Annotated in this window: 17 protein-coding genes; 3 read left to right on the forward strand and 14 right to left on the reverse strand. The window is 34.0% G+C overall.

Going from position 1 to position 23,376, the window contains the following annotated elements:
* Positions 1-63: 63 nt before the first annotated feature.
* On the reverse strand, positions 64-1,158 hold the full coding sequence (locus ACFX5E_RS02195; protein ID WP_379853529.1) for a fatty acid desaturase family protein: 1,095 nt from the start codon (positions 1,156-1,158) through the stop codon (positions 64-66).
* A gap of 104 nt (positions 1,159-1,262) precedes the next feature.
* Here ACFX5E_RS02195 and rsmG point away from each other — a divergent pair, with 104 nt between their 5' ends.
* Positions 1,263-1,892 (forward strand): 16S rRNA (guanine(527)-N(7))-methyltransferase RsmG, encoded by a 630-nt coding sequence (gene rsmG, locus ACFX5E_RS02200; RefSeq protein ID WP_379853530.1) that lies wholly within the window; start codon positions 1,263-1,265, stop codon positions 1,890-1,892.
* A gap of 166 nt (positions 1,893-2,058) precedes the next feature.
* Here the strand turns inward: rsmG and pruA are convergent, their stop codons facing one another.
* From pruA to ACFX5E_RS02215, 3 genes are all read right to left on the reverse strand, one after another.
* A complete protein-coding gene (gene pruA / locus ACFX5E_RS02205) occupies positions 2,059-3,687 on the reverse strand; it encodes an L-glutamate gamma-semialdehyde dehydrogenase (protein ID WP_379853531.1) in 1,629 nt (542 codons plus the stop codon).
* A 294-nt stretch (positions 3,688-3,981) separates the two neighbouring features.
* On the reverse strand, positions 3,982-4,368 hold the full coding sequence (gene apaG, locus ACFX5E_RS02210; protein WP_379853532.1) for a Co2+/Mg2+ efflux protein ApaG: 387 nt from the start codon (positions 4,366-4,368) through the stop codon (positions 3,982-3,984).
* Positions 4,369-4,449: 81 nt separating this feature from the next.
* Positions 4,450-5,709 (reverse strand): type IX secretion system plug protein, encoded by a 1,260-nt coding sequence (locus tag ACFX5E_RS02215; protein ID WP_379853533.1) that lies wholly within the window; start codon positions 5,707-5,709, stop codon positions 4,450-4,452.
* A gap of 173 nt (positions 5,710-5,882) precedes the next feature.
* Here ACFX5E_RS02215 and ACFX5E_RS02220 point away from each other — a divergent pair, with 173 nt between their 5' ends.
* Positions 5,883-7,868, forward strand: coding sequence for a M16 family metallopeptidase (locus ACFX5E_RS02220; RefSeq protein WP_379853534.1), 1,986 nt, complete (start codon positions 5,883-5,885; stop codon positions 7,866-7,868).
* Positions 7,869-7,886: 18 nt separating this feature from the next.
* Positions 7,887-8,693 carry a M16 family metallopeptidase gene (locus ACFX5E_RS02225; protein WP_379853535.1) on the forward strand — a complete coding sequence of 269 codons (807 nt, stop codon included), beginning with the start codon at positions 7,887-7,889 and terminating at the stop codon, positions 8,691-8,693.
* Positions 8,694-8,772: 79 nt separating this feature from the next.
* Here ACFX5E_RS02225 and ACFX5E_RS02230 read toward each other — a convergent pair whose 3' ends face one another.
* From ACFX5E_RS02230 to ACFX5E_RS02275, 10 genes are all read right to left on the reverse strand, one after another.
* A complete protein-coding gene (locus tag ACFX5E_RS02230) occupies positions 8,773-9,543 on the reverse strand; it encodes a class I SAM-dependent methyltransferase (RefSeq protein ID WP_379853536.1) in 771 nt (256 codons plus the stop codon).
* Entirely contained in the window at positions 9,543-10,361 is an 819-nt protein-coding gene (gene map, locus ACFX5E_RS02235) for a type I methionyl aminopeptidase (protein WP_379853537.1), read from the reverse strand. Before map ends, ACFX5E_RS02230 begins: the two co-directional genes overlap by 1 nt.
* A gap of 44 nt (positions 10,362-10,405) precedes the next feature.
* The gene (locus ACFX5E_RS02240; protein ID WP_379853538.1) at positions 10,406-11,794 is read right to left on the reverse strand and encodes a TolC family protein; all 1,389 of its coding nucleotides are present in this window, start codon (positions 11,792-11,794) and stop codon (positions 10,406-10,408) included.
* Complete coding sequence (locus ACFX5E_RS02245) at positions 11,794-13,140, reverse strand: HlyD family secretion protein (RefSeq protein ID WP_379853539.1); 1,347 nt, start codon at positions 13,138-13,140, stop codon at positions 11,794-11,796. Before ACFX5E_RS02245 ends, ACFX5E_RS02240 begins: the two co-directional genes overlap by 1 nt.
* On the reverse strand, positions 13,134-14,804 hold the full coding sequence (locus ACFX5E_RS02250) for a peptidase domain-containing ABC transporter (RefSeq protein WP_379853540.1): 1,671 nt from the start codon (positions 14,802-14,804) through the stop codon (positions 13,134-13,136). The genes ACFX5E_RS02245 and ACFX5E_RS02250 overlap by 7 nt, the downstream gene beginning before the upstream one ends.
* A 17-nt stretch (positions 14,805-14,821) precedes the next feature.
* Entirely contained in the window at positions 14,822-15,493 is a 672-nt protein-coding gene (locus ACFX5E_RS02255; protein WP_379853541.1) for a TetR/AcrR family transcriptional regulator, read from the reverse strand.
* A gap of 352 nt (positions 15,494-15,845) precedes the next feature.
* Positions 15,846-16,484 carry a leucine-rich repeat domain-containing protein gene (locus tag ACFX5E_RS02260; RefSeq protein ID WP_379853542.1) on the reverse strand — a complete coding sequence of 213 codons (639 nt, stop codon included), beginning with the start codon at positions 16,482-16,484 and terminating at the stop codon, positions 15,846-15,848.
* A 230-nt stretch (positions 16,485-16,714) separates the two neighbouring features.
* Positions 16,715-18,232, reverse strand: a complete 1,518-nt coding sequence (gene gpmI, locus ACFX5E_RS02265) for a 2,3-bisphosphoglycerate-independent phosphoglycerate mutase (protein ID WP_379853543.1) — start codon at positions 18,230-18,232, stop codon at positions 16,715-16,717.
* Positions 18,233-18,372: 140 nt separating this feature from the next.
* Entirely contained in the window at positions 18,373-20,790 is a 2,418-nt protein-coding gene (locus ACFX5E_RS02270) for a DUF5916 domain-containing protein (protein WP_379853544.1), read from the reverse strand.
* A 181-nt stretch (positions 20,791-20,971) separates the two neighbouring features.
* Complete coding sequence (locus tag ACFX5E_RS02275; RefSeq protein WP_379853545.1) at positions 20,972-23,365, reverse strand: DUF5916 domain-containing protein; 2,394 nt, start codon at positions 23,363-23,365, stop codon at positions 20,972-20,974.
* Positions 23,366-23,376: the final 11 nt, after the last annotated feature.

Genomic DNA, 23,376 nt, shown 5'->3' on the forward strand with positions numbered 1-23,376 from the left:
TTGTGTTGATAGGTATTATGGAGATGTACTGTAGAGATGCACTGCAGTGCATCTTTACATCGATTACGTCAGTTCTGGTTTCATTCCCAATTCTTTCAAATGTTTGAAATGAGCAATAACTGCGCTTCGCATGGTTTTGTATTCGTAATAAGGCAAGTTACATTCTTGCGCGGTTTCTTTTACAATTTTTGCAATTTTACCGTAATGAACGTGACTGATATTTGGAAAAATATGGTGTTCGATTTGGTGATTTAATCCTCCTGTGTACCAGTTTACAATTTTGTTTTTTGGAGCAAAATTAGTTGTGGTAAATAATTGGTGAATGGCCCAAGTGTTATCCATTTCTCCTAATTCATTTGGTGAGGGATTAGTGGTTTCTTCCACAACATGCGCCAATTGGAAAACAACGCTTAGTATTAATCCTGCGGTATAATGCATTACAAAAAAACCAATAAGTACTTTCCACCAAGTGATTCCTATCACAATAGGCAACACAATCCAAATAGAAACGTAAATCACTTTTGTGATTATTAAAGTAGTCCAAAGTATTTTTGGGCTCTTTGCTTCTCCGTATGATAATTTTCTTTTTAGGTAGCTTCTCATTTGCTTAAAATCGGTTGTGATAGCCCAATTGAAAGTTAGCAATCCATATAGAAAAACAGAATAATATTGTTGAAAACGGTGAAAATTATACCATTTAGCATCTTTTGTAAAACGAATAACACGTCCAGCATCTAAGTCTTCATCATGTCCCGGAATGTTGGTATACGTATGGTGTAAAACATTATGTTGCACTTGCCAGTTGTATACATTTCCAGCAAGAACATAAATAGTTCCTCCCATGAATTTGTTTACCCAATTTTTATTTGAGTAAGAGCCGTGATTTCCATCATGCATCACATTCATTCCTACTCCGGCCATTCCAATTCCCATAACGATCGTTAAAAGAAGGTGTGCCCAAAATGGCATGCCGAGTGTTAGAATTAAAAAATAAGGTGCGAGAAAAACGGTAATCAAAATTATGGTCTTCAAATAAAGTCTCCAATTTCCTGTTTTTGAAATATTGTTTTCTTTGAAGTAATTGTTTACCCGTGAGTTAAGTGTTCTAAAAAATTTTAGATTGTCTTGCTTTGCAAATGTAGGTGCCGTATTGGTCATATGATTTAATAAAGTTCAAAGGTAATTATTATAAATTTTTGGATATGCAAAATTGGGATAAATATTTTAACTCTAAAGTATTACTTTTGTTAAAAAATTAGAACATGGACGAGATTCTTAAGTATTTTCCTAATTTGACTGATATTCAGAAAGATCAATTTCAAAAATTGGATTTTCTATACCACGATTGGAACGAAAAAATAAACGTTATTTCCAGAAAAGATATTGATGCTTTGTACACCAAACACATATTGCATTCTCTGGGAATAGCCAAAATTATAAAATTTGAGCCTGGAACGTATGTTCTTGATGTAGGTACCGGAGGAGGATTTCCAGGTATTCCTTTGGCCATTCTTTTTCCTGAAACTCGTTTTCATTTGATTGATATTATTGCCAAAAAAATTAAAGTGGTTCAGGCTGTTGCCGAAGGCTTAGACCTGAAAAATGTAAAAGCAGAACAATTGCGTGCCGAGTTAGTGAAAGGTGATTTCGATTTTATCGTGAGTCGTGCCGTGACTAATATGTCAGATTTTGTTTCTTGGGTAAAAGATAAAATTAAAAAGAAAAACAAGCACGAACTAAAAAATGGTATTCTGTATCTAAAAGGCGGTGATTTAACGGAAGAATTAAAGAATTTTCCGAAGGCCACTGAATATAATTTATCCGATTTTTTCGAAGATGAATTCTTTGAGACAAAGAAGGTGGTGCATGTGCCGTTGAAGTTTACAAGTTAGGTCATTGCGAGGAACGACGCAATCTCATAACGAGAGCAACAAATGCGATTGTTTCGTTCCTCGCAATGACAATAAAAAACAAACCCCACAGAAATTCAAAATTATTTGAATTCTTGTGAGGTTTTAAATCTTAAATCACAAATCGTTAATCTGCAATCCTAAATCTTTATTCTCCTAAAAACGCGTATCTGTAATCTTCGGGAGTGACGAAAGTTTCTTTAATCGTTCTTGGTGAAGCCCAACGCAATAAGTTCAATGCTGAACCTGCTTTGTCGTTAGTTCCTGATGCTCTTGCACCACCAAAAGGTTGCATTCCTACAATAGCTCCGGTTGGTTTGTCATTGATATAGAAGTTACCGGCTGCATTTTGCAATTTGGTAGTCGCTTGTTCAATAGCATAACGATCTTGACTGAAAACCGCACCTGTTAAAGCATATTCTGAAGTCGTGTCTACCAACTCTAAAGTTTCTTCCCATTTGTCGTCTTCGTAAACGAAAATCGTCATTACAGGTCCGAATAATTCGGTTTCCATTGTAGAATAATGAGGATTTGTGGTTACGATTATTGTTGGTTCAATAAAATAACCAACGGATTTGTCATAATTTCCTCCAACGATAATTTCGGCATCACCATCTTTTTTGGCTTGGTCAATAAAACCAGCCAATTTGTCAAATGAACCTTCGTGAATTACTGCATTAATAAAGTTACCAAAATCTTCCGGAGAACCCATTTTCATCGATTTTGTATCGGTGATTAATTGTTCTTTTATTGCTGGCCACAAACTTCTTGGGACATAAGATCTTGAAGCTGCTGAACATTTCTGACCTTGATATTCAAATGCACCACGAACAATTCCTGTTGCTACTTGTCTTGGATTTGAACTTGGATGAGCAATAATAAAATCTTTTCCTCCAGTTTCGCCTACTATTCTTGGGTAGGTTTTGTAATGGTGGATGTTTGTTCCAATTTTTGCCCAAATATCTTTGAATACATGAGTCGAACCTGTAAAGTGAATTCCTGCGAAATCACTACTTGCCAAAACAGTATCGGTAATCATTAAAGCATCTCCAAAAACAACGTTGATAACGCCATCTGGAACACCTGCTTCTTTGAACACTTCAATAATGATTTGTGCTGAGAATACTTGGCTGTCGCTTGGTTTCCAGATTACAACATTCCCCATCATTGCAGCACTTGCAGGAAGATTTCCGGCAATAGCAGTAAAGTTGAATGGTGTAATTGCGTATACAAAACCTTCAAGAGGTCTATATTCTAAACGGTTCCACATATCCGAATTAGACTTTGGCTGATCGTTGTAAATTTGAGTCATGAATTCTACGTTGAAACGTAAAAAGTCAATAAATTCACAAGAAGCATCGATCTCCGCTTGATGTATGTTTTTTGATTGCGCAATCATTGTTGCGGCATTTATTCTTGCTCTGTAAGGACCTGCAATCAATTCAGCTGCTTTAAGGAAAATAGCTGCTCTTTGTTCCCAAGCCATATTTGCCCATGCAGTTTTAGCTTCTAATGCGTTTGCAATTGCTTTTTCAACATGAGATTTTTCGGCTAAATGATACGTTCCTACGGCATGTTTGTGATCGTGAGGAGCGGTCATGTTTTTTGTGTTTCCAGTTCTAATTTCTTCGCTTCCGATATATAATGGCACATCGATTTTAGAATTCCACATTTTTGTGTAAGCTGCTTGAACAGCTGCTTTTTCTGGTGAATTTGGTGCGTATCCTTTTACTGGCTCGTTTACCGCTTTTGGTACATGAAAAAATCCTTTTAACATATTTGTAAAATTATAAAATTAGAAATCCTTGTAGTGTGTTTTTAAATAATTTACAAAAGTACGAAGGATTGTTTGAAAAAAGGATGTTTTTTGTTGTAAACTAAAAGTGATGCGTTTAGATGGAGTGTTTTAGCCCAGATAGAAATGAAAAGCTTTTTGTGGTCTCGTTATATTTTTTCTTGCAAAATAAGAGCGATTTTAAGAGCTCCTTATTTTACTTAGAAAAAAATAAACGAGATAACTAAAACTTGAAATGAAAGCTGGATGAGCTACTGAAAAAAATGGAAATAAATTCTAATTCAAGGCAAATGGAGCGCACAATCTAAAAGTGGGTACTATCACTTTGAAATTTTTTGTGGAAGTAAAATTGATCATGTTGAAATAGCCTTTCATTGCACCGTAAGGAGACGACAACAAGCAACCAGAACTGTACGTATGAAATTCTCCTGGTTTAAGAACTGGTTTTTTACCGATTATTCCTTCGCCATCTACTACTTCAATATCATTTAGGGAGTCAAAAATTTCCCAATGACGAGAAATTAACTGAACGGAATCTTTACTGTGGTTTTCGATTGTTATTTCATAACTAAAGGCAAAGTGAATCTTATAGTTTTTGAAGTAGGTTCCTTCAAAACTAGTCAATACCGATATTTTTATGCCTCTTGTTATTTGAGAAACCATACTAAATAAATGATTTACGTCCTTAATAACGACAAATTTACAAAAAATCGATTTCGTTTCCCTGTTTTTAGAAAAGTTTTTTTAGTTGATGATATTTAATGAATTGGCAATTCCTTTGCCGATTACTCTGTCATAACGGTCATTATTATCGCGGTAATAAACGATTATGGAATATTCATTTTCTGTTTGATAGAAATTTCCGTCAATTGCATTTTCATGGTCGATGATTCCTTTACTGTCCGCAACGGTATATTGGAAATTTGTAAACCCTTGTTTGATCAAAAGGGCTTTTTCATAGATTCCTTTTTGAGTATTATAATCCATTTTATATTCGGGGGTCAGATTGTAATTATTGAACATTCCGGTAATGTAAATGTCTTTATTAATTCTAAAAGTTGGAGCCGAAAGACTAAAATAGACCCAGGCATAATCGGCTTCAATTTCGTTCTTTTCCGCATTGATGTTTTTAACCACAAAATTCCCGTTGATGTCTTCGGTCAGTGAATATGGGGAATTAGCTCTGGCATTAGTGGTATATAAATAAGAACTGTAGATGTCATTAGCTGCATTTACTCTTGCTACATTATTATTTGCTGCCCTGATATCTTTATTTTCAAAATATAAAAACTCATTTCCGGCCCAAAATTGGGTTTGGGTATCATATTTATAGACTAAATCATTCCCAATAGTGTATTGAGGGACGATATTTTTAATAGCGTTGTTGAGTTGTCCATTTTGGAGCAGAACCACTTTTACGTTTTTTAACGGATTTTGAAATGTAATACTGTTTGATTTTATGGTAAAATCTACGTTGTGTTTGAAATCCAAATTGCTGACGGTGCGTGCTCTTTTTACCTGAATAGGAACTGTAGCCAGATCTTCATAGAGAATGAATCGTCTGGAAAAAACGACTTCTTTTTCTTCATTTAAAACTTTAAGAATGTAATTTCCGCTAATCAGTAATTGTGTAAATTGATTTGGAATCGATAGTCTGTAGTGCGAATAGATTTGCAAAGTGTTGAAAGAATTGGTGTAATCTGTGATTCTTTGGTTATCAAAACCTTTTAAATACTCGTTTTTTGGTATTTCTGATGGAATCCAATTGTAGTTGCAATGAATGATTTCGTAGTAATAGTTTGCCTCGTTGCCAAACAAATCATCAAATTGCAATTGAAATCCTTCTCCTAATTTCAATATTGGAATTGCATTTTGGTTGCTTTGCGAAAAAGAAATGGTTTTAATATTATATGGTGGAGCTACTTCATTTTCTGCTTGCGCAAAAGTGCAGTAGGAAGAAAAAAGCAGGAATAGCGAAAATGTTTTGAGAAAGGTTTTTGTCATCTTGTGTTTTGCTTGGACATTGTAAATATAGTCATTCGGATTCATTTTAATTAGAGTGTTTTTAGGATAAAAACGTGAATTGTGTTTGTGCGTAATTTCTGTTAAATATTATATAATAATTGATGAAAATTGAAGTAATATTTTTAGTTTTGACTAAGAATAAACCAACCAATATGAAACAACTTAGTAAATTAGCCTTAGGGCTATTGCTTTTTCCAGTTGCGATTTTCGCACAGGAAATTGATTATTCAAAAGCGATTCCTTTTGATTCCACTGTTAAAACAGGAAAACTTAAAAATGGTCTTACTTATTACATCAAGAAAAATGCCAAACCAGAAAACAAAGTCGATTTAAGGCTGGTTATCAATGCGGGTTCTATCCTTGAGAATGACGACCAACAAGGGCTGGCTCACTTTATGGAGCACATGAGTTTCAATGGAACCAAACGTTTTCCAAAAAACAAATTGGTTGATTATCTACAAAGTATTGGTGTGAAATTCGGGCAACACTTAAATGCGTATACGAGTTTTGACGAAACTGTTTATTTCTTGCCGATACCGTCAGACAGTTCAGAAAAATTAGAGAATGGTTTTAATATCATTGAAGATTGGGCGTTTAATGCCAACTTGACGCCGGAAGAAATTGATAAAGAAAGAGGCGTTGTGCTCGAAGAATACCGTTTGGGTTTAGGTGCTCAAAAAAGAATGATGGGTCGTTATTTGCCAAAAATGATGTACAAATCGCATTATGCGGATCGTTTGCCAATTGGTAAAAAAGAAATTTTACAAAATTTTAAATACGACAAACTTGTAAGTTTCTATAAAGATTGGTATCGCCCGGATTTAATGAGTGTTATCGTTGTTGGGGACATTGACGTAGCCGAAATGGAGAAGAAAGTTATTGCTCATTTTGCAAGCTACCAAAATCCTAAAAATGAAAAACCAAGAAAAACTTTTGAGGTGCCAAATCATAAGGAAACTTTTGTAGCAATTGAAAGCGATAAAGAAGCAACAAGCGCGCAAGTGCAATTGGTGTATAAGGATTATGGTATGCCAAAGCCCGTTGTTACGATAAAAGATTTTAAAGATTATGTAGTCGAAGGATTATTTACCACCATGTTGAATTCAAGATTGGGTGAGTTGGCTAATTCAGCAACACCTCCGTTTACTTATGGATATTCCTATCACGGTGAAACTTTTGCCAGAAACAAAAAAGCGTATCAGTCAGTAGCAATGTCGCAAGAAGATAAGCAATTAAATGCTTTGAAGGTTTTGGTTACTGAGAATGAAAGAGCTAAGAAATTTGGCTTTACGCAAGGAGAATTAGATCGATCAAAAGCAGAATTTTTAGCCACTATCGAAAAATCATATAATGATAGAAATAAAACCAATTCTGAAAGTTTTGTTGGTGAATACCAAGCTAATTTCTTAGAAAAAGAGCCAACTCCAGGAATTGAATGGACATTTGCTACAATGAAACAAATTTTGCCTACAATTGACTTGAAAGATGTAAATGGTTTTATAAAAGAATACATTAAAGATGACAATCGCGTTATTGTTCTAACAGGGCCTGAAAAAGTAGGTCTTAAAAAACCTTCAGCGCAAGATGTTTTGAACGCATTAAAGGTAGATGTTGACCAAATAAAGCCTTATGAAGATGTAGCTGTAGCAAAAGGGCTGTTGAGGGAAGACATTGTTTCAGGAACTATCATTAAACGAGAAAGTAATGATATTATGGGTACAAAAACGTTGTTTCTATCCAACGGAGTTAAAGTTACTTACAAAAATACCGACTTTAAAAATGATGAGATTCTTTTTGAAGCAGTAAGTTTAGGTGGAAGCAATCTGTATTCTAATGATGTGATGAAAAAAGTTCAGTTTGCTAATGGAGCTCTAACGGAAGCTGGTTTCTCCGGTTTAAAATTAAATGACATCAATAAATTCATGACGGGTAAAATTGCCAGTGTAAATCCTTATATCGGAAACACGACTGAAGGTTTGAGAGGAAAAACTACTCCAAAGGATTTAGAGTATTTGTTCCAAATGACGCATGCCTATTTTACAGATTTAAATTTAGACGTAACTGCTTTTGAAGGATACAAGCAAAAACAATCTGCTTTTTTTAATAATATGGCATCACAACCCGGATTCTTTTTTTAACAAGAATTTTATGGTTATTTGAACAAGGAAAATCCAAGATTTAATGGTTTGATTCCAAATGAAAAAACTTGGGGAGAAACCGATTATACTTTGGCATACAATAAATACAAAGAGCGTTTTGCAAATGCTGGAGATTTTGAATTTTATTTTGTTGGAAATGTAGATGACAAAACAATGGAAACTTATGCTGCTAAATATTTAGCGTCTTTACCTTCAATGGATAAGAAAGAAAAAGCGACTGATTTAGGCTACAGAATGCTTAAAGGTGATTTGAAAAAAGTGGTGGATAAAGGAACTGATCCAAAAAGTTCTGTAACTATCATGTATTATGGCGATGCCGTTTATTCTGATAAAGAAGCTGCAGCGATGGAGGCTTTAGGCGAAGTTTTGAGTATAAAATTAATCGAAGAGTTAAGAGAAAACGAAAGCGGAGTATACGGAATCAGCGCAAGGGGAAGTATGAATAAAGTGCCAAATGGTTCTTATAGTTTTAGTATTGGGTTTCCATGTGGTCCAGAAAACACGGAGAAATTAACGGCTTCTGCATTAAAGGAGTTACAAAAAATAATTGACAACGGACCTGAAGCAAAAGATGTTGTTAAATTTAAAGAAGCAGAATTACTTGACTACAAAAAGAATATTAAAGACAATAGGTATTGGTTAAGCAATTTTACGAAGTCGTTTGTAAACGGAACGAATCCAGCTGAGATTCTTCAAACGGAAGAAAAAATCAGTGAAATAACTGCAAAAGACATTCAGAATGTTGCCAAAAAATATCTGACAAAAGATAAAGTAATCGGAATGTTGATGCCGGAGAAAAGCTAAAAGAATTTGGTTATTTAATACTAAAAAGCCCGCTAAATATTTTTTTTAGCGGGCTTTCTTATTTATTGTCTGTTCTGGTTTATTTAAAGCAAACCGGAATGATTTCTCCTTTGGCCAGACAATATTTTTCCGCTAATTCAGGTGCTATTTTGTTGGTGTAATCTTCCTCAATTACTTTGAAACCGATGCTTCTTAATTTATCAAAATAATCTCTGCCGTAAATACGTACATGGTCGTACTGGCCGAAGATTTTAGCACGCTCTTTCTGATCCGTAATCGTATCATCTGCAAAAGTAGTGGCTCTGGACAAATCTTGTGGGATTTGTAAAATTGCCATTCCGCCTGGTTTTAACACACGATATAATTCCCGCATAGCTTTGGTATCATCCGGAATGTGTTCCAAAACGTGATTGCAAAGTATAATATCATACTGATTATCCTCGAAAGGCAAATCGCAAATATCCGCTTTCACATCGGCTAATGGAGAAAATAAATCGGTTGTGGTGTAGTCGAGATTTTTTTGATTTCGAAACAATTTATAGAAAGCTTGTTCTGGTGCAAAATGCAATACTTTCTTTTTTGTCGTCGAAGTAAAAAAATCAGTTTGCTCATTCAAATATAGCCAAAGCAATCGGTGTCTTTCCAGTGAAAGTGTACTTGGTGAAAGTACATTGTTTCGTTGCGTTCCGTATCCGTAAGGCAAGAACATTCTAAAACTTTTCCCGTCAATAGGATCCGTGAATGTGTTTCCTTTTAAAGCAAAGGCAAGAACGGGACGCGCTACATAACTTAATCGTATCAATAAAGGACGCGGTATAGTATTGAGTATTAATTTAAAGAGTTTTTTCATTACAAGACTAAAGGTGTTTTCCTAAATTCATCCTCTTCAGTACTCACGATTCCTAATGCTTTATATACATAAGCAAAAGTCGATAATATCTCTGGTTTTCCATCAATTATAGCTACATCATGCTCAAAATGGGCGCTTGGTTTTCCATCGGCAGTAAGGATTGTCCAGCCGTCTTTGAGTTGTTTGATGTTTCTGGTTCCCATGTTAATCATAGGTTCGATTGCCACAACCATTCCTTCAACAAAAAGCTTTCCTCTTCCTTTTTTACCATAGTTAGGCATTTCAGGATCTTCATGCATTTTTTGTCCTAGTCCGTGTCCTACCAGTTCACGAACGACACCATAACCATGTGCTTCAGTATATCGTTGAATAGCATTTCCAACATCTTCCACGCGGTTTCCTAATTTCAATTCTCGGATTCCTACGTACAAAGATTCTTTGGTTATTTGTAATAATTTTTTGGTTTCAGGAGCAACTTCACCAATTTCAAAAGAGTAAGCATGATCGCCGTGGTATCCGTTTTTATACGCGCCGCAATCTACAGAGATTACGTCGCCACTTTCTAATGGTTTGTTGTTTGGAATTCCATGAACCACTTGAGCGTTTGGACTCATGCAAAGTGAATTTGGAAAATCATATAATCCAAGAAAACTTGGTTCAGCGCCATGGTCACGAATGAATTCTTCGGCTAATTTGTCCAGATATAAAGTAGTAACTCCTTCTTTGATTTCAGAAGCAATCATCCCTAATGTTTTTGATACGATTAATGCACTTTCGCGCATTAATTCTATTTCTTCACGTGATTTTACTATAATCATAATTTTGAATTTTCAGTTTGCAAAAGTACGATTTTATAAATTATTTAATCCGGATTGGCCATAATTTTAAATAGCTCCGAATTTGAAATGAAAAAACGGTTCTCCAAAGCTATCTTTGAAAGCTGTGCGCCGACTAAATTATTCTCTCTGGTATTAATTAGAAATAACGAACTTTCACCAAAAGAAAATAATCTTTCCTCGGAATTTAACATCGTTAGATTATCTTGAACTAACCCTTTGATGAGTTCTTTTTGGATTAATAAGGATTCAATTTCCATTTTTTGGGCATTGATTTTATTAGTCAATTGTACTTTTTCAAGGTCTAATGCGAATTCGGTTTCCTGTACTTTGTATTTCGCTAATTTCAAACTTCCGCGTTCTTTTCTAAGAAATAAAGGGAAATAAAAATCCAATCCAATTTTATAATCTTGAAAACGGTAGTTGTCAATGTAACTCGGTTCCGATAAATAGGAATAGCCAACATCGATTTTTGGCAAAAGCATATTGGCTTTGAGCTTTCTCTCCACATTGAGCATGTCAATCTTGCTTTGCAACGCATTGATTTTTGGATGATTGGTGATCGAGAAATCCGTATTTAATAAATCATTTGTTTTTAAACTTTCCTGAATCGTCAATTCTAATTCTGTTTCGGGAATTAACTCATCGGATAATTCCAGCGGAATATTGTTTTCCAACCAAAGAAAATTTGCGAGTTCTAATTTGGCTTTAGCCAATTTAAGATTTGAATCTTCTAAGCTGAGTTTTCTGTTTTTAACAATAATTCCTGCTTCAATACTATCTATCGCTGGTTTGTCTCCTTGTTTGATTAAAGATTGAATACCAGTAAACCTAATTTCTGCATTACTATTGTACTGTTCATAAAGTTGTACTTCATTAAAGTTTTTTTTCCAGTTAAAATAAGCAAGGGAGGCGTCATACAATACAGCAATAGCTTGTAGTTTTCGTTCTGCTTGGCTTAATTGCATCTGCATTTTTGCTTTTCGTACATCCGCCATTCTTTGATTGATAAACAATCCTTGTCCAAGTGGTACGGTCACGCCCAGCGAAGTTAATCCTTGATTAGGAACAGTGTTTTCAGGATTTAAATACAGACCTTCATTATTGTCAAAGCCAGCCTTTATCTCGATTCCATACCAAGTGGGAATTTTAAAACGGCTGTTCAATAGTGAATAATATTCAGTGTCTTTGAATTGTTTTTTGCTGAAATCAACCTCAATTTTTGGGTCAAATCCACCACGGGCCATCATCAAATTAGCTTGTGCCTTATTAATTTCTAAGTTGGCATTTCTCACCAATGGATGGTATTTCTTTACATATCCAAGAAATTCATTATAAGTAAATTCTTTTGAATTAATATCTTGCGCTGATGCAACAAACCCTGAGAATAAAAACGCTAGAAGTAGATGTTTCATTATTTCTTTTCTTTTGTATTTTTGGATATTGGTTTGTAATAATTTGGTGGAAATCCGTTCAGTGATCGCCACAATTCAAACCAAACAGGCACATTATTTAGCAGAGCGATAGTTTGTGCACCAGCTCCAATACTAAGTTGTGTAGGCCATTTATGATCATTTTTATCAGGTGAAATCAAAACGCGATATTTACCGTTCTCACTGATGAAGTTTTCAATGGCTACAATTTCACCACCAAAAGTTCCGTACGACATGTTTGGCCATCCGGAGAATACAATCGTAGGCCAGCCATCAAACCAAACCCTAACTTTTTCTCCTTTGCTTAATAGCGGAAGGTCAATTGGGTTTACAAAAGTTTCGACGGCAATATCATATTTTGAAGGCATTATGGTTGCAATTGGCGTTCCTTCTTTGATGGTTTCTCCTATTCCGGATTGCAATGCCCTGTTGATGTATCCGTTTTGCGAGGCTTTGATATAATACATTCCGTTTCTAATGCTGTAATTTGCATATTGATTTTCAAGTTTATTCACTTGCGCATCGGTGTCGTACTGACTGCTAAGCGCTGTAAATTTGTCACTATTGGCTTTTGAGACCTTCTCAGCATACTCCGCGATTATTCTGTTTATCTCAACTTTAGCATTAATTAACTCGTTTTTGCTGGTTAAGTATTTATTTTCCTGAGTGATAATTTTCGCTTCCACTTCTTGTAACTTCAGTCTTTTTTCTTCAATATCAGTCAGAGGTTTCAATCCTTCCTTATTCAGCTGAACGGAACGATCATATTGCGTATTGGCTATCTTTAGCTGGGTTTTCACGGCAACTAAATCCATACTGTCACTTTTTATTTTCAAAACCGATTGTTTGATTTTATTTTGTGCTTGTTCGAGTTTCAAAACTTTTTCTCTTTCAATCGCTTGTACCTGACCGGAAAGCGTGCTTACTTTTGAACCATACGATTGCAAAGATTGTTTTTTTGCATCTATTTGATTTTTTGTGTTTTGAACTAAATTTGGATCCATATAATCCTCTTTTATCTCTGAAATGAATACAATTGTATCGCCTTTCTTTACAAAATCACCTTCCTGAACATACCATTTTTCAAGTCGACCAGAAATAACACTTTGAATAGATTGCGGTCTTTGGCTTGGTTTTAATGTGGTTACAGCTCCGGTTCCTGAAATGTTTTGTGTCCAAGGTAAAAACAGCGCAATCACGCCAATTATTGAAACGCCGGCTATAATTCTGTTTAAGATTTTATAGTGAGGTCTGTTGGCTAAGTTTTTCACTGTTTCGTATTGATTTAGTGACGGAAGTTTTGTTTTATTTTCGGATATGTTTAGCATGATGTTTCAGTTTTTGAGTCCAATTTGATGAATCCGTTTTGCATCGTAATTTTTCGGCTGCATTTAGTTTTCCAATATGGATTTTTTGAGGAAACAATAATGGTCCATTTGTTTGTATCGGAAGTGATAAAATCAATAATTTCATTGGCTACTTTTTCATCCATGCTATCGGTTGGATCTTCGTAAAAAAGTATTTTGGGCCTGTGAATAATACTTCTTGCCAATAAGATTTTGTGTGCATTAGACGAAGATAATTGTTTTCCTTCGGGGAAAATCTTTGAATCTAAACCGTTGGGTAGTGATTTGATATAATTGCTTAGTTGAACGCCATCAATAGCCCATTTTATATCTTCGAAAGATATTGATGGGTCTTTAAAAGTAATGTTTTCTAATATTGTTCCTTCAAATGGAGTTTCACTGTGGATAACGCCGCCTATTTGAGTTCGGTACTGTTTTAGGTTTATTTTTCGGAAAGTATCGTCATTGATGTAGAAAGAGCCGGATGTAGGTTGCAGTAAACCAGCTAGTAGTCGAATTAGGGTTGTTTTTCCGGATCCGTTTTCTCCATCAATTACTATTTTTTCTCCTTGCTCAACTTTTAGAGTGATTGCATTTAAAATTTCGTTGTCAGAGTCAGGGAATTTGAATTTAATGTTTTCTGTTTCTAAAACTATTTTCGTGTAGCAACTGTCATTTTTGACAGTTGTATCATCTTCTAATTCTAAATCGGTTACTTGTCCGATTTTTTCAACTGAAGTTAGTACATCATAAAAAGTTTCCAATCCAAGGATTATTTTTTCGACTGAATTAATTACCAATAAAATAATGATTTCTGCAGCAACAAACTGCCCAATATTCATTTGCTGAGACAATACTAAAAATCCACCTATCGATAATAAACTGGCCGTAATAATTATTTTAAAAATAATTAATTGACTGAATTGTCTTTTAATTATATTAAAATGTTTTTCACGGTAATTGAGGTAATCAGAAACAATATGATTGTTTTTTTCTAAAGCAAAATCATAATGAAGTTCATTTTTGAAACTGAAATTATTACGAGCCATTTCCTGCAACCAACCGGCCACTTTATATTTGAATTTTGATTCTTTTAAACTGGTTTCTAAGCCAGATTTGTACGAAAATTTGAAGATGAAATAGAGAAGAAAGAGCAATAAAATACCAAATACGATGAAGTAGGGGTGGTACAATGACAATAATAGAATTCCAAAAACAATTTGAAGTAAGGCAGCGGAAAAATCTATTAATAACTTAGAAGTTCCTTTTTGAATAGTCATCGTGTCAAAAAATCGATTGGCTAGTTCAGGTGGATAGGAATTATACAATTGATCCATTTTTATTTTTGGCAATCGGCCTGCAAATTCAAAAGAGGACCGAACAAATATTTTTTGCTGTAAGTTTTCTGTAATTCGCAATTGCATTAGGGACAAAACACCTACCAAAGCTACGCCAAAAACGACCAAAATAACAAGTACAATCCAAGAAGCACTGACTCTGCCTGATTGAATAAAATTGATGATCGCCTGAATTCCCAATGGAAGAGACAAACTGATTAATCCTGCAAAAATGGCATAGAAAAATATTTGATAGACATCTTTTTTGTCTAATTCGAGTAAGTTATAAAATCGTTTTAAAGGAGTCATAATAGCTTTGATTTGTTTTATCGTAAGACATTTTTAATAAGATTCAGGTAAAATTGGGTGGTGGTTATGGATTCATTACAATCAGTTATGGTTTTTAAATGCTCCTTTAGGAAATGTTGGTGTAAGCTACCCTCAACTATTGTTGAAACTAGTGATTTTGCGAAGGGATAACTTGGATTGACCTCGTTTACTATAGCCACAATTTGATTAATTACCCTTTTATATATCAGAAAAAAACCTTCTTTATTTTCCTGATCAATCTCTTTTGTCTGAAATGTTTTCGTGAATTCTGCAATAATAATTTTATTTAAAATAGCTTCATTAATATGTTCAGTATCGGTGTCATCTGTAACTTTTTCAGTTACGATGGTTATTGCTTTGTTCAGTTTTTCAAATGGGTCTGTGATATTCGTTGTAGCAAAAAGAAGTTTATATTCCATCCAACTCCAGTACCACGAGGATAAATAGACTAATAATTTATGTTTATTCTCGAAATATCTATATATGGAGCTTTCATTGGAGCCAATTTTTTCACCCAATTTTTTGAACGTGAAATTATCAAATCCAATTTCGTCAATCAAAATAATACCATGTTCTATAATTTTTTTACCTAAGGGTGATGTTTCTGGATTCTTAACGTATATTTTTTCGTTGACTTTTATCGTTAAGTTGGTTAAGATTGTATTCATAATTGATAATGTTTGTGTAAATGCTTCAGCAATGACGTGTTTAAAAAAGCGTTTCGTTAAATGAAGTATAACGATTAATTTCGCACTTTAAAATTCAAAGTATAATATTTAATGTTTAAATTTCTTATAAAAACCATCGTAGAGGCAATAATACGGTGAGAAATATAAATGAACATTTAGTATAAAAGGGATCTTTTTAACTTAGCACTGTTCTAACAATTTAGTTAGTATTGGTAAAAAGTTACATTAAAATTAAAATGAACGTCATTGGGCTTTATTTTAAAATAAATTTCGCAATGCCAATAATTAAATTTTGCAATTACTAAAACATTTACTTTTCTTATTTCGTTTATTACAGTTTGATTCTGAATCCAAAATTCAAATTTTCTCCAGAACGATCTGGAATTATGATTTTATTATCTCGCATATCTAGGAACTGTAAATGCTCTAATTGTTTAATTTCCTTAGGAATTTCCTTAAATTGATTATTATTTAAATACAAAAATTCTATGTTTTTCAAACTTCCAATAGAATTTGGTACACTATTTAAATTGTCATTTTCTAAATGTAATATTCGTAGAGAAGGCATTTTGCTCATTATTTTGATGTTTGCTTCTAAATTTAAATTCTTTTCATCATTTAAAAACAGTTCCTCTAAACTTCTTAACTTCCAAAAATCTTCTGGCAATACTGAAAAATCATTTCCACTTAATTCTAGTGTTTTAAGTTTTGACAAAAGGATTATCTCCTTAGGAAGTTCCTTTAAGTGGTCGTTTTTTAAGCTCAAATATTCAAGATTAATAAATTCTGACCAATTAACGCCGTCTAGTTTTAATGTTTGATTACTTAAGTTAAGGCGAAATACTTTTTCCGGATCCTTCAATGCTAGTTCTATATTCGTAAACTCCTTTTTGATATCATTTGAATCAGCTATTTGCCCAAAGCTAAAGTGGGAAATAAGAATAACGGCGATGGTGTATATAGTTTTCATTTTGTTATGTTTAATCGGTTTTTTATTACCATTAAAGCAGTGTTAACAACTATTATTTAAGATTCATGTAATCGTTTATTTCAAGAATCCCGCGTGTTATTACAAAGCAATATATTTTACTTGCAAATATAATAGTAATACTATTGATTATGATAATATTTAACTTTTATTTATAAAAAAGCTACTCGAATGGAGTAGCTTTTTTTAAAAATAGTAGGAATTAAGTAGACTTATAACAAAGAATGACAAGTCATAACTTCTGGTTTTTCTATTCCCATTAATTCTAATATAGTTGGAGCAATATCGCCAAGAACTCCATCATGAACCACTCTTAAATCTTTGTCCACTAAAATAATTGGAACTGGATTTGTAGTATGCGCGGTATTTGGACTTCCATCAGGGTTAATCATCGTCTCACAGTTTCCGTGATCCGCAATTACAATAGTTGTATAATTATGAGCTAATGCTGTTGTAATTACTTTTTCGACACATTTATCAACGGCTTCGCAGGCCTTTATAGCTGCATTCATCATGCCGGTATGACCTACCATGTCACAATTGGCAAAGTTCAGACAAACAAAATCTACTTCTTCTTTTTCCAATTCAGGAACTAAAGCATAAGCCAATTCAAATGCGCTCATTTCTGGTTGCAAGTCGTAAGTAGCCACTTTTGGAGAATTTTTCAGGATGCGGCTTTCGCCAATAAAAGGTAATTCTCTACCGCCAGAAAAGAAGAAAGTCACATGAGGATATTTCTCTGTTTCGGCAATACGGATTTGTTTTTTTTGTGCTTTCTCGATAACTTCTCCAAGAGTTTCAGTAAGGTTATCTTTATTATAAACAACTTTTACGTTTTTATAGGTTTCATCATAATTAGTAAGCGTTACATAATACAAATTGAGTTTGTGCATGTTTTGTTCATGACAATCCATTTGCGTCAATACTTCTGTTAATTCTCTTCCTCTGTCCGTTCTGAAATTAAAGAAAATAACGACATCATCTTCTTCAATTGTGGCTAATGGTCTGTCATATTCATCGACCATAACTGTAGGATGAATAAATTCATCGGTTACATTAACTTCATAACTTTCTTCGATGGATACAACCGCATTTGTTGAATGTGTTCCAATTCCATTTACCAACAAATCGTAGGCAAGTTTTACTCTTTCCCAGCGTTTATCACGATCCATCGCATAATAACGTCCCACAACCGAAGCCAGTTTTACGGTTGTATCAGCAATATAATCCTGTAAATCCTTAATGTAATGTTTACCGGATTTTGGATCTACATCACGACCATCCGTGAAGGCATGAACAAAAACTTTTTGTAATCCGTGTTGTTGTGTCGCGTCAATCAAGCCAAGTAAATGAGAAGTATGCGAGTGTACACCACCATCAGAAACTAATCCTAAAAAGTGTACTTTTTTATTGTTTATTCTGGCATAAGTAAAGGCATCAACTAAAACTTGCTCTTTTGCTAAAGTTTCATGTGCAACAGCAAGATTAATTTTGGCTAAATCCTGATAGACAATTCTACCGGCACCAAGATTCATGTGTCCTACTTCGCTGTTTCCCATTTGTCCTTCCGGTAGACCTACGTTTAAGCCATCGGTTCTAAGTTGAGCACTTGGATAGTTTCTATAGAGACTGTTAATAAATGGGACGTTTGCATTGTCAATTGCTGATACTTTCGGGTCAGGGGATTTTCCCCAACCGTCCAAAATCATAAGAATTACTTTTTTGTTCATTGTACTGTGTTTTAAACAAAGATAAAGTATTTCTAAAAATGTTCGAATGTATGGAAATCACTATTATACATTCAGTGGTTATCCACAATAAAAAATGATTATTTTGTTGCGGATAGTTGTCTTTTTTAAAATTAATGCATTTAGAATTTATTCTTAACCTGATTGTAATCTATAAAATAACGCACACTTATGGAGAAAACATGACTCAAGGCATCGTTATTCAGTAAATTGGTGACGTTCTCCGTAAATTCTTTATTGATGTTTCTGTCAAATCCACCAGCATTATTTCGGTATAAAACAGAAATTTGACTTCCCGGCGCAAACCACCAAGAATAAGACAAGTCAGCATTCCACGAATAAAAACTGGAATTTTTGTTGTCTGTGTATCCGGAAAAATTAGTCAATCTTCCGTTTTGTTCTAATGATAAAGTATTTTTATTTTCGGCGTATGACCAGTATTGGCGTAACGAAATATTAAATGTCATCTGGCTGTTAAGTGAATACTTTCCAGAAAGTGTATTGGAGTAGGTAATTACATTTCTATTTGCAAAAATTATAGTATTTGGAGTAGCCGAACTCATGTCGTCATTGATACTGTCAATGTATCCTTTGTTATTGTTTTGTCTGAAAAAGTTGAAGTTGTAATTCAGTGATAATTTGTTATTAAAACGATATCTTGGACCCAGAGAAAACCCATAGGAATTTCTTCCCGGCTCATCAAAAATAGCGTAAGATGGATTGAAATCAATGGCAAAACTATTGTTATAATTGGTCGAGATGTATATAAATCCACCAATTTTAGTGGGTTTTATTACAAATCGGTCTGCTGTTCTAGGTTCGTAATAATCGTAGGTTTCCACCGGATTGGCATCGAAACCTATTCCGAAGTAATGATTTTTTTTGTTCTTCGAATTAATCTGAAAGTTAATATTACCGGACTGTAACTTACCCTTTTCTTTTTGAAATTGTGAATAAGCATTTATTCGGGCATCGAAAGTGTTAAAATACTTCGTCGGATTAAGGATTCGATAACTGCTATTAGCGTATAAACTGTAATAATTAGTTTCAAAATTGATTCCTAAGTCATTATTGTCAAAATCTTTGGTTGTAACATCAGCCCCTACACCATAACGGAATTTGCCGCTGGTTTCAGAAAAATTCAATTGAGAATTAATTCCTTTTTTAGCTTCTACACCATTTATATAACTGTACTTGAAATCACCAGCAAGGTTGTAGGTGTTTTTCTTGGTGTTCAAATCCCAAACTAATGCGGTCACATTTCCATCTCTAAAACTTCCATTTCTTGTCACGTTCGTGTTTACAAAGGCAACTGATGAATTTTTGCGAAAGCGTTGGTCTAAAACCAAAACATTGTAATTTGACAGCGGTTCAACTATTTCTTTTCTTATTTCCTGAGTATCGTTATTTCGAATGGTTGCAGTTGTTTTTTCGGTAACGGCATTTAAGATTCCAACTCCCAATCCATTTTTGGTTCTCCCAGATATTTTCAAAGCATTGATAAGATTTACACTTGCGGGATTATCAATAATTTCTTCATTTGCAGCTGCAGTAGGATAATTGATTGGATTTCCTCCAATTCGTCTGGAATAAACCAAATTCCCTTTGCTAAACAAGTCTGTTCCTTCCGTAAAAAAAGGTCTGTTTTCATTGAACTGTTGTTCGAATGGACCTAAATTCAGAATTTGATCATCGTATTTTGTTTGTCCAAAATCAGGAATTAGAATCATATCTAGCGTAAAAGCGTCGTTTATTCCATACTTTAAATCCAATCCGCCTTTGAGCGTTCCGTATGTCTTTTGTCTTGCGTCAGCATTTACATAAAAAGAGGAATACGGTAAAAGGAAAAGTCGGATAGGTGGTTTTATATTTTCAATTCCTTCTAAAACTCCGGTTTGTTGGGTGAATGTTCCCAATTTCGAATCAATAAAGTTCCAAGTAAATTTTTGTCGGTCTCGTCTTATTTCTCTAAAAAAATTAATGCCCCAAGTTTGTTTGTTTTCTCCTGAAAAACGGAGTGCAGCGTATGGAATTCGTATTTCTACGACCCAGCCTTTATCCGTAATTACGGCTTTACTTTCCCAAACCGCGTCCCAAGAATAATCCTCCCCATTGGTATCTGTGGTAATGCAATCCGCCTGACCATCAGCAGCATTTACAAAAAATTGAAAATCTTGTTGTCCATCATTAAAACCATTTATAAAAACACCAAAAAGGTCAGAAGTACCAAAATCATCTCGTTGTGAAATTTCTTTCATGATTTTGTTTGGTTCATTGTCATACATCAACGCAGCAACATAGATGGCGTCATTATCATATAAAACTTTTACTTCGGTTTTTTTGTTTTCTGGAATTGGCTTACCGTTATCAGGGTCAAACATGATGAAATCGGTTGCTACCGGAGCTGATATCCATGCTGCTTCCTCTATTTTTCCATCAATGGTTATGTTTTCTGAAATAGACCTAGTTTGTAGTGTTTTTTTTTGGCCGTAGCCAAGTAATGAAAAAAAGAGAATGATTATAAGAAGTAATTTTCTCATGTAATTTTGATTGATATAGATGATTGATGAAATTCTTTTGATTGAATTTTAATAATAGACTATAGTTTTAAGAATTTGTTACAGTTTTTAAGAAAAATTAAACTCCATTATATTGCAAAAAAAAATGAGATTGAACACTAGGTGTTTTCAATCTCATTTTTTATGAAGATAGTCCTAAGGTTTAAAATGTATTTTTCACCACATTGTAATCAATAAAATAACGAAGACTTACTGAAAATACGTTAGTTAGATTGCCGTTAAAAACACTTTTAAAGTTCGTGTTTAAATTCTTTTCAACAATGCTGGCTCTTTCCAGTGAATAATTTCGATACAAAAAAGATATTTCACTTCCTGGAGCAAACCACCAGGAATAGGATAAATCAAAATTCCAAGAATTAAAATTTCGATCTTTATTGGTCGAATAGACATTGTTTGGAATCAGATAACCATTGTTTTGCAGGGTATAAAATTCATGGTTTTGAGAATAGGACCAGTAATAACGAGCGGTAAGATTAATAGTCATCTTATCGTTTATGGCATATTTTCCGGTTATGTCATTTTGTAGTATTTCCCTATTTCGTTCTGCAAAAATAATTCCAGCATTGTCAAAAGCCACCCAGCCTATGTCATTTTTTTTAATGGTATAATCTAATACATAGGATAATGAAAATTCGTCATTAAACCTGTATTTTGGGCCTAAAGCAAGCCCGTAATTAATTCGGCCATCCTGATCATATATTGCGAAACTTGGAGTGAAGTCAAAAGTAAAAGCATTATTACTGTTGAATTCAGTTCCAAAATAAGATGAAATTCTTCGTGGGATTTGCAGGTATCTGCCGTTTTCACGCGGTTCATAAAAATCGAAAGTTTCTAATGGATTTATTACCAAAGCCAATTCAAAGTAATTATTGTTCCGTGATCTGGCCTTTATGACCGTTTTATACCAGCCCTCTTGCAATTTACCGGTTGTATTCTGAATTTCCAGATTCAATTCCTGTTCTATCTTAAAAGTATTAAAAAACTTTATAGGATTTAAGATTCTATAACTGCCATTTGCAAAAGCACTGTGATAATTCGTATAGAATATAATTCCTAAATCATTGATGTCATAATCTCTGGAAAGATATTTTCCGGAAAGATAATATCGATATTTTCCGCTTGTTTTTGCAAAGTTTAACGACGTCTTAAAACCAGTGTAGTCTTCTGTTGTATTGATGCTACTATACTTAAAATCCCCATATAAATTATACATATTTGCTTTGGTATTCAAGTCAAATAATAATGCGGAAACATTGGCATCCCTGAAATTTCCATTTCGGGTGGTATTGGCATTGACAAAAGAAACAGATGAGTTTTGGTTAAAACGCTGATCCAGAACTAACATATTATAATTAGTTAAGGGTTCAATAACTTCTTTTCTGTTTTCGTTGGTGTCATTATTTCGGATGGTAGCGTAGGTTTTTTTAGTAATGGCATTCAAAAAACCAATTCCCAAACCTTTCTCCGTTCTGCCTGATACTTTTACCGCATTGATTAGTTTTACGCTACTCGGGTAATTGGTGATTTCTTCATTATCTGCAATTTGTGGTTCCGTGCTTGGTGCGCCACCAATTCTTCTGGAATAAAACAATCCACCTTTGCTAAATAAATCCGTTCCTTCAGTAAAAAAAGGTCGATTTTCATCAAACCTTTGTTCAAAGGGCTCGAGATTTAATATAGCATTATCAAATTTTGTCTGTCCAAAGTCAGGTACTAAAATAGCATCCAGTGTAAAGGAATCATTAATTCCGTATTTTAGGTCTAAACCAGCTTTGAATGTAGTGCTGGATCCTATGTCATTTTGTTGGTAATAAGCAGATGTGTATGGAATAAAGAAAAGCCGGGTAGGTGTTTTTATATTTTTTATTCCTTCAAGGATTCCTGCTTGCGGAATTACAGCGCCAATTTTAGTATCTATGTGATTCCAAGTATATTTTTGAACATCTCGTTTTATTTCACGCATAAAATTGAGTCCCCAAGTTTGTTTTTCAGCATTTGAAAATCGTAACGCCGCATATGGAATTTTCATTTCTACAACCCATCCAAAGTCCGTAAGTGTTGCTTTACTGTCCCAAATGGCATCCCATGTAAAATCTTCACTGTGTTCTGTTGCTAAACAATCCATCTGAACCCCGGCTGAACTCACATAAAATCTAAAATCTTGCTGTCCGTCATTAAATCCGTTGATATAAACAGAAAAAACATCTGAAACTCCAAAAACATCCCGGTTGGTTATCTCTGTTTTTATTTTGGCAGGATTATTGTCATATAGTAAAGCGGCAACGTAAATGGCATTATTATCGTATAATATCTTTACGTCTGTTTTTTTATCGGTACTAATCGGTTTGCCGTTATCAGGCTCATACATGACGAAATCGGTAGCCACTGATGCAGTTTTCCAAACTTCTTCATTTATTTTCCCGTCAATTGTAATGTTTTGAGTTATACGTGCTGTATGAAGAGCTTTTTTTTGACTATAGGTGCTAATACTGCAAAAAATTAAAAAAAGTAATGATAAATAAGTGTATTTCGGCATAAATCAGTATT

The sequence above is a fragment of the Flavobacterium xylosi genome, from assembly GCF_042787345.1.
In the GTDB taxonomy this organism is placed as follows: domain Bacteria; phylum Bacteroidota; class Bacteroidia; order Flavobacteriales; family Flavobacteriaceae; genus Flavobacterium; species Flavobacterium xylosi.